The following is a 7,968-nucleotide window of genomic DNA, read 5'->3' on the forward strand; positions in this document are numbered from 1 at the left end:
CCGGTGGGCCACCGCCCGCGGGCAGGTCCGGGGTGTCACCGCAGCCGCGGTGTCGCGACGACGCAGCCATGCCCGACGTGAGGGAGAGCCCGTGTTCACGCACACCCACGCCCTGCAGTACGAGGCCAAGCCCGACGGTCCGGACCCGGACTTCGCCCGCAAGATGCAGGAGATCCTCGGCGGTCAGTGGGGCGAGATGACCGTCGCCACCCAGTACCTGCTGCAGGGCTGGAACTGCCGGCTGCCCGGCAAGTACAAGGACATGCTCCTCTCGATCGGCACCGAGGAGCTGGCCCACGTCGAGATGATCATCACGATGATCGACCGGCTGCTCGACCACGCGCCGCTCAAGCCGGACTCGGCCGACCGCACCAAGGAGGCCGCCGCCGGCTACGGGCAGCACAACCCGCAGCACCTCATCCAGAACGGCCAGGCGGCGTCGTACATGGACAGCATGGGCAACCCGTGGACCGGCGCCTACGTGACCGCCAGCGGCAACCTCATGGCGGACTTCTACTACAACGCCACCGCCGAGATGCAGGGCCGGCTGCAGGTGGCCCGGCTCTACAACATGACCGACGACCCGGGCGTGAAGGACCTGCTGCGCTTCCTCATCACCCGCGACCACATGCACCAGCAGCAGTGGCTGGCCGCCGTCGAGCAGCTCAAGGAGGACGGCCTCGAGGGGCTGCCCGTGCCCGAGGCCTTCCCGCTGGACGAGGAGGTCGGCGACCTGGGCTACACCTTCATCCAGGCCTCCGACGGACCCGAGGCCGCCAACGGCCGGTGGGCCTCCGGACCCTCGATCGACGGCCGGAGCACCTTCCGCGCCGCGGCCATCGAGGCCACCGCCGACGGCCCGACGCTTCCCCCGGGCGACCCGCGGCTCTACAGCACGCCGCAGACCGAGGCGCACACGATGCTGCAGAAGGCCAAGGACCTCCTGAAGTGACGTCCTGACGTCGAACCACCGCGCCGTCGCCGTGCCGGTGGCCGGGCCGTCCCGCGGTCCGGCCGCCGGCCCGGCGGGCGCACGCCGATGACCCGGCACCCCTCACGGAGGCCCCCGTGCACCTGCCCACCCCCGCCGTCGTGCTGACGGCGGTCTACACCGCGGCGGTCGCCGTCGCCGTCGCCGGCGCCCTCGCCGGCTCGGCCCGCGAGGCGCTCGCCGGCCTGGTCGTCCTCACCGCCCTCGCCGCCCGCTGGACGGTGCGCCGCTCGCGCCGTGCGGTCCCCTCGACCGGGGCCGCCGTCGCGACGGTCGACGCCGCCCTGCCCGACGCACCGCTGGCCGACCCGGCACCCGCCGTCCGGGCCGCCTGATCCCGGTCCCCGGGGCGATGATCAGGTGACCTGATCGTCGGGCGTCCTCCCCCACCGCGCACCGTGAGGGAGGACGCCCGGAGGTGAGGGAGGACGCCGCGCCGGGCCGGGAGACGCGCGAGGCGCGCGCCCCCGCAGGGGACGCGCGCCTCGACACGTGAGGTGCTGAAACGGCCCCCGTGCCGAACCTGGCACGGAGGCCCTTCCTCAGTGCTGGACGGCCTTCTCCGCCCCGATCCCGGTGAGCGAGCGGACCTCGAGCTCGGCGTTCTTGTCGAGGTCCGGCTTCTCCTTGGACAGCACCGTGCCCAGCCAGCCGAGGAAGAACGACAGCGGGATGGACACGATGCCCGGGTTGTTCAGCGGGAACCAGGAGAAGTCGGCGTCCTGGAGCAGCGACGGCGACAGCCCCGTGGCCGGGTTGACCGGCGCTCCCGAGACCACCGGGGAGAAGATGATCAGCACGATGCAGGTGATCAGCCCGCCGTACATCGACCACAGCGCGCCCTGGGTGGTGAACCGCTTCCAGAAGAGCGTGTAGAGGATCGTCGGCAGGTTCGCCGAGGCCGCCACCGCGAACGCCAGCGCCACGAGGAAGGCGATGTTCAGCCCGGCCTGCAGCGCCAGGATGCCCAGGCCGATCGAGATCGCCCCGATGACGACGGCGGTGATGCGGGCGACCCGCACCTCGCCGTTGGGCGGCACGTTGCCCTTCTTGATCACCGATGCGTAGACGTCGTGGGCGAAGGACGCCGACGCGGTGATGGTCAGGCCCGCGACCACGGCGAGGATCGTCGCGAACGCGACCCCGGCGATGATGCCGAGCAGGATCGTGCCGCCGAGCTCGAAGGCCAGCAGCGGGGCGGCGGAGTTGACCGCACCAGGCGCACCGAGGATCCGCTCGGGGCCGACCAGGGCGCCGGCGCCGTACCCGATCACCAGGCTGAACAGGTAGAAGACACCGATCAGCCAGATGGCCCAGACCACCGAGCGGCGGGCGTCCTTCGCCGTCGGCACGGTGTAGAAGCGCATCAGCACGTGCGGCAGGCCCGCCGTCCCGAGGACCAGGGCCAGGCCGAGGGAGACGAAGTCCAGCTTCGAGGTGTTCGTGGCGCCGTACTGGGCCCCCGGGGCGAGGACGTCGCGGCCCTCCACGGCGTTGGCCTGGGCCCCGCCGAGCAGCTCGGACACGTTGAACCCGAACTCCGCCAGCACCCACAGCGTCATCACCAGTGCGCCCGCGATGAGCAGCGAGGCCTTGATGATCTGTACCCAGGTGGTGCCGCGCATGCCGCCGACGAGCACGTAGATGATCATCAGCGCGCCGACCAGGACGACGACCAGCGCCTGCGCGGCCTCGCCGGTGACCCCGAGCAGCAGGGTGACCAGACCGCCGGCACCCGCCATCTGCGCCAGCAGGTAGAACAGCGACACGGCCAGCGTCGAGATCGCCGCCGCGGTGCGCACCGGCCCCTGCCGCATCCGGAAGGCCAGGACGTCGGCCATGGTGAACCGCGCGGTGTTGCGCATCAGCTCGGCCACCAGCAGCAGCGCCACCAGCCAGGCGACGAGGAAGCCGATCGAGTACAGGAAGCCGTCGTAGCCGTAGACGGCGATGGCGCCCGCGATGCCGAGGAACGACGCCGCGGACAGGTAGTCGCCCGCGATGGCCAGGCCGTTCTGGGTGCCGCTGATGTTGCGGCCGGCGGCGTAGTAGTCCGCGGCGCTCTTGTTGTTCCGGCTGGCGCGGAAGGTGATGACCAGCGTGACGAGCACGAACGCGCCGAAGATCGAGATGTTGACGGCCGGGCTGCCGATCGTGGCGTCGGCGGCGAGCAGCTCAACGGACACGCCGGGCCCCCTTCGACAGGTCGGCGCCGCCCGCGGCCGTGTGCGCGCCGCCCCCGGCGTACTCGTGGTGCTCGAGCCGCTCGCGCATCTCGTCGGCGATCGGGTCGGTGCGCCGGTTGGCGTGCGCGACGTAGAGGTGCGTGATCACGAACGTCGAGACGAACTGCCCCAGCCCGAGCAGCAGCCCGATGTTGATGTTGCCGACGACCCGGGTGTCCATGAAGTCCGGCGCGTAGGTCGACAACAGCACGTAGAGCAGGTACCAGGCCAGGAAGGCCACCGTCATCGGGAACGCGAAGCGACGGAAGCGCCGGCGCAGCTCGGTGAACTCCGGCGAGTCCTGCGCCTGCCGGTACTCCTCAGGCGTCAGCAACCGCCGTTCGGCGGGATCGGTCACGGGTGGCCCCCTCGTAGCGGACGTCGTCGATCTGTGACGGCGCTCACCCTAAGTGGTGGGCGGTCGGGTCGCGAACGACCGCCGCGGAGCCGTGACCTGAGCTTCTGCGGTCCGTAACGCCGCGGGAACCGGAGGGCGGTGCGATGGGGCATGACCGCAGCGGGGTCCACGGCGACCGCACCCCCGACGGCCTGCTCCCCGGTGTCCGGCGTCCCCGACCCCGTGCTGGAGCACGCCTGGCACCCGGTCGCCCTCTCGCGTGACCTGCGGCCGGGCGGCTGGCTGCAGGTGCGCCTCCTGGGACGGACCTGGCGGCTGCACCGCGACGCCGGCGGTCTGGCGACCGACCCGCCGGCGTGGGGGGTGCGGGAGCGGCTCGGCGTCGTCTGGCTGGCGCCCGCGCGTCCGCGGGACGTCCCGCCGGAGCTGCCCGGGCACGCGGACCGGCGGTTCGTCCGCCGCTGGCTGCCGCCCGCCCGGTCGGCGGGTCCGGCCGGTCCGCTGGCCGACACGCTGCTCGACCTGGCGCGCTCCCCCTCCGGGCACGCGGCGGCCTCCGTCCTCCGGGCGCCGTTCCCCGTGCGGCTGCGGCTGGACCTGCCCGCCACCGGAGCGGCGCGGACGGTGCTCCACCTGCTGCACCCCGAGGACGCCGACTCCACTCGCGTCTACACCTGCCTGTTCCTGGCCGCCGGGCACGGCCGCCCGCTGCCCGCGCCGGACGACGTCGCCGCGGAGGTCGCCCTCCAGGAGCGGGTGCTCGCCGAGGCCCTCGCCCGCCACGCGCGACCGGCCGCCTACGCCTCCGGGCGATGCCCGCAGACCTCACCGGGCGGTGCCCGACCCCACGCTGCAGGGTGAGGCCGGGCACCGCGCGCCGCGGGCCGGTCGTGGACCCGCCCCTACGCGGCGGGCAGCTCCTCGCCGCACGCGGCGCAGACGGTCGGCGGGTCCTCGTCGGCCACCCGGCCGCACGCCGGGCACACCCGGTGCAGCCAGCACGCGGGGTCCCCGCCCTCGTCCGCGCCGCGGTCCACGGCGACCGGCCGGGGACCGGCGCCCACCCCCGCGGTGAACGTCGCGAGCGCGTCCAGCACGCCGGCGCGGCGCTCCCCCGGCACCGCGGCCAGGGCGGCCCGCAGCTCGGTCAGCCGCAGCCGGTCGTAGCGGTCGAGCAGCTCCTCGCCGGCCGGGGTGAGCCGCAGGCTGACCGCGCGCCGGCTGGCCGGTGAGGACCGGCGGTCGACGAGCCCGGCGGTGACCAGCCGGTCCACCAGCCGGCTGGTGGTGGAGACGCCACCGCCCGCGCCCCGGGCCAGCTCGGCGAGCGGGACGTCGGGGCACCGGCGCAGGACGGTGAGCGCCCGCAGCTGCACCACCGAGACCGGTCCGAGCGCCGACGCCGCCCGCGTGGAGATCCCCACGACGGCCCGTGCCAGGTCGAGCAGGACCTCGTCCCCGTCCACGACCCCTCCCAGAGTGTTGCAGCACGGCAACAGTTGGCCTGGCGCACCGGTGGTGGGGTGACCGTACGGCACCGGACCCCGAGACGGGGAGGACGAGGAGGACCCGCACCGCGATCGCGATCCCCGCCGCGCTGGTCCTGGCGCTGTGCGCCTGCAGCGCCGAGGAGCGGCTGTCGGTCCCCGGACCCGAGGTGTCCGGCGGCGCGGTCGGCCCGGACGCCGCCGTGACCGGTGACCTGTCGGTCCTGCAGGTCCAGGTCGAGTACCCGCTCGACGGGGTGTACGAGGAGGGCGAGGACGCCCGGCTCTTCCTCGGCATCGCCAACAGCGGCGGCACCGCCGACAGGCTGGTCGACGTCCGGGGCGAGGGCTTCGCCGACGCCGTCGACGGGGACGGCGGCGGCATCGACGTCCCCGTCCCGGCCGACGACGACGTCTACGTCGGTGCCGAGGGCGCGCCGACGATCACGCTCCTGGACCTCGAGCGGTCGCTGCGGTCGTCGCAGTCGGTCCCGCCGGCGAGGTCACCGTCGACGCGATGGTCGCCGCCGAGGGCCAGACACCCGCCCCGCCGTTCGACTTCCCCGCCCCCGCCGACGACGTCAGTCCGTGACGACGGCCTCCCTCCGGCGTCCGGCCACCGCGCCGCGGCGGCTGGGATGCTGGAGGGCGTGCCGTCCCTCTCCGGTGACCGCGGCCGAGCCCGTCGCCGCCTCGCCCTGACCGCCGCGACCCTCGCCGTGCCCGCCGGCTTCCTCGGCCGCGCCCTGTGGGGCCTGCCGACGGCGATCGGTGCCGGACGGCGGGAGATCCGCCCCACCGTCGCCGGCTCCCCGCAGTGGTCGGAGGGCAGGTTCCACAACACCCTCCCGACGCCTGCGCTGCCGCCGCCCAACGCCCGCCGCGGGCTGCTGCGGCAGTGGCACGACGACCGGCACGTCGGCCTGCCCGGCGGTCCGGTGCCGCTGGCCCGCCCGGAGATCCCCGCCGACGCCGGCGACCTCGCCGTGACCTGGTTCGGGCACTCCAGCGCGCTGCTCGAGGTCGACGGCGCCCGGGTGCTCGTCGACCCGGTGTGGGCGTTCCGCGTGTCGCCGTCGCCGGTGTTCGGCCCGACCCGGCTGCACGAGCCGCCGGTGCCGCTGGAGTCGTTGCCGCGGGTCGACGCGGTGCTCGTCTCGCACGACCACTACGACCACCTCGACCTGCCCACCGTGCGTGCGCTGGTCGAGCAGCAGGACGCGCCGTTCGTCGTGCCGCTGGGCGTGGGTGTGCACCTGCGGCACTGGGGCGTGCCCGCCGAGCGGGTCGTCGAGCTGGACTGGGACGGGTCCGCCACGGTCGGCGACCTGACCATCACCTGCACCGAGGCGCGGCACTTCTCCGGTCGCTACCTCACCCGGGACACCACGCTGTGGTCGTCGTGGGTGGTCTCCGGGCCCCGGCACCGGGTCTTCTTCGGCGGGGACACCGGCTACACGCCCGCCTTCGCCGGCATCGGCGCCCGGCTGGGCCCGTTCGACCTGACCCTGCTCCCGATCGGCGCCTACAACCAGGCGTGGGCGCACGTGCACATGGACCCCGAGGAGGCGGTGCGCGCGCACGGCGACCTGGGCGGACAGGTGCTGCTGCCGGTGCACTGGGCGACGTTCAACCTGGCCTTCCACCGCTGGGCCGAGCCGGTCCAGCGGCTGCTCGCCGCGGCCGCCCGCTCGGACGTGCAGGTCCTCGTCCCGCGGCCGGGACAGCGGGTCGACGTGCTGGCGCCGCCGCCGCTGGAGGACTGGTGGACCGCCGTCGGCTCGGCCGAACCCGGTTCGGTGGACGACGGCGGCGCGGGCAGCGCGACGATCGCCCGGCTGGCGGCCTGGCGGGCCTCGCGCGCGGGCTGAGGCCGGTCAGCGCAGCAGCTTCGACATCCGCCGGTCGGCCAGCGGCTTGCCGCCGGTCTGGCAGGTCGGGCAGTACTGCAGCGAGGTGTCGGCGAAGCTGACCTCGCGCACGGTGTCGCCGCACACCGGGCAGGGCAGGCCGGTGCGGGCGTGCACCCGCAGCCCCGAGCGCTTCTCGCCCTTCAGCGTCGCCGCCGCCTGCCCGACCTGGCGTTCCAGGGCGTCGGTCAGCGTCGCGCGGACGGCGTCGTACAGGCGCACCACCTCGTCGTCGCCGAGCTTGTCGGCCATCTTGAACGGCGACAGCCGCGCGGCGTGCAGGATCTCGTCGGAGTAGGCGTTGCCGATCCCGGCCAGCAGCGTCTGGTCGGTGAGCGCCCCCTTGAGCTGGCCGGAGCGGCCGCCCAGCAGCCGGGCGAAGGTGTCGCGGTCGACCTCGAGCGCGTCGGGACCGAGCCGGGCGACGCCGGGCACCTCGGCCGGCGACCGGACGACGTACACGGCCAGCCCCTTGCGGGTGCCCTGCTCGGTGAGGTCGAAGCCGTTGCCGTCATCGAGGTGGACCCGCAGGGCGAGCGGCCCCTTGCCGGGCTTCGGGGGCGCGGCGGGCAGGCCGGTGCGCCAGTGCAGCCACCCGGCGCGGGCCAGGTGCACCACCAGGTGCAGGCCGGAGACGTCGAGGTCGAGGAACTTGCCGTGCCGCGCGGCGCCGGTGACCTCCAGGCCGGCCAGCGCCGACAGCGGCGGGTCGAACGTCTTGAGCGCCTGCAGCGCGGTCAGGTCGGTGCGCGCGACGACCCGGCCGACGGCGTTCTCGCGGAGGAACGCCGCCAGCGCCTCCACCTCGGGCAACTCGGGCACCCGGCCATGATCCCCGCCGCACCCGCCTCCCGTCGTCCCCCATCGTGTGCACTTCCGCGGAAGTGCACACCGCTGCACACCTCCGTAGCGTCCGGGTCACGCGGCGGAGGGGAGGCCCGGACGTGACCGAGAGCGGGCAGGGACGGCCGCCGGTGGACGAGAACCGTCCGTCGGC

8 protein-coding genes are annotated in these 7,968 nt (G+C 74.6%); 4 read left to right on the forward strand and 4 right to left on the reverse strand.

Annotation, left to right across the window (positions count from 1 at the left end; genetic code table 11):
- Nucleotides 1-91 precede the first annotated feature (91 nt).
- The gene (locus ACI79O_RS21345) at nt 92-952 is read left to right on the forward strand and encodes a manganese catalase family protein (protein ID WP_456877151.1); all 861 of its coding nucleotides are present in this window, start codon (nt 92-94) and stop codon (nt 950-952) included.
- A 116-nt stretch (nt 953-1,068) separates the two neighbouring features.
- Entirely contained in the window at nt 1,069-1,326 is a 258-nt protein-coding gene (locus tag ACI79O_RS21350; protein ID WP_456892626.1) for a hypothetical protein, read from the forward strand.
- Between the two features lie 207 nt (nt 1,327-1,533).
- Here the strand turns inward: ACI79O_RS21350 and ACI79O_RS21355 are convergent, their stop codons facing one another.
- Nucleotides 1,534-3,177, reverse strand: a complete 1,644-nt coding sequence (locus ACI79O_RS21355) for a solute symporter family protein (RefSeq protein ID WP_456892624.1) — start codon at nt 3,175-3,177, stop codon at nt 1,534-1,536.
- Nucleotides 3,167-3,574, reverse strand: coding sequence for a DUF485 domain-containing protein (locus tag ACI79O_RS21360; RefSeq protein ID WP_456892622.1), 408 nt, complete (start codon nt 3,572-3,574; stop codon nt 3,167-3,169). Before ACI79O_RS21360 ends, ACI79O_RS21355 begins: the two co-directional genes overlap by 11 nt.
- A 150-nt stretch (nt 3,575-3,724) precedes the next feature.
- On the opposite strand from ACI79O_RS21360, the gene ACI79O_RS21365 reads away from it, so the two are divergent.
- Nucleotides 3,725-4,435, forward strand: coding sequence for a hypothetical protein (locus ACI79O_RS21365; protein WP_456915147.1), 711 nt, complete (start codon nt 3,725-3,727; stop codon nt 4,433-4,435).
- 41 nt (nt 4,436-4,476) lie between these two features.
- Here the strand turns inward: ACI79O_RS21365 and ACI79O_RS21370 are convergent, their stop codons facing one another.
- Nucleotides 4,477-5,040 carry a MarR family winged helix-turn-helix transcriptional regulator gene (locus ACI79O_RS21370; RefSeq protein ID WP_456915148.1) on the reverse strand — a complete coding sequence of 188 codons (564 nt, stop codon included), beginning with the start codon at nt 5,038-5,040 and terminating at the stop codon, nt 4,477-4,479.
- A 224-nt stretch (nt 5,041-5,264) separates the two neighbouring features.
- On the opposite strand from ACI79O_RS21370, the gene ACI79O_RS21375 reads away from it, so the two are divergent.
- Nucleotides 5,265-6,932 carry an MBL fold metallo-hydrolase gene (locus ACI79O_RS21375; RefSeq protein WP_456915149.1) on the forward strand — a complete coding sequence of 556 codons (1,668 nt, stop codon included), beginning with the start codon at nt 5,265-5,267 and terminating at the stop codon, nt 6,930-6,932.
- A gap of 6 nt (nt 6,933-6,938) precedes the next feature.
- On the opposite strand, the gene ACI79O_RS21380 is transcribed toward ACI79O_RS21375, so the two are convergent.
- Nucleotides 6,939-7,793: an Fpg/Nei family DNA glycosylase gene (locus tag ACI79O_RS21380; protein WP_456892614.1), complete on the reverse strand. Its 855-nt coding sequence runs from the start codon at nt 7,791-7,793 to the stop codon at nt 6,939-6,941.
- Nucleotides 7,794-7,968: the final 175 nt, after the last annotated feature.

It is taken from the genome of Geodermatophilus sp. SYSU D00696 (assembly GCF_054050235.1).

Excerpts from the sequence above, each read along its gene's own strand:
- ACI79O_RS21365 (WP_456915147.1), top strand. The coding sequence starts at position 3,725 with ATGACCGCAGCGGGGTCCACGGCGACCGCACCCCCGACGGCCTGCTCC.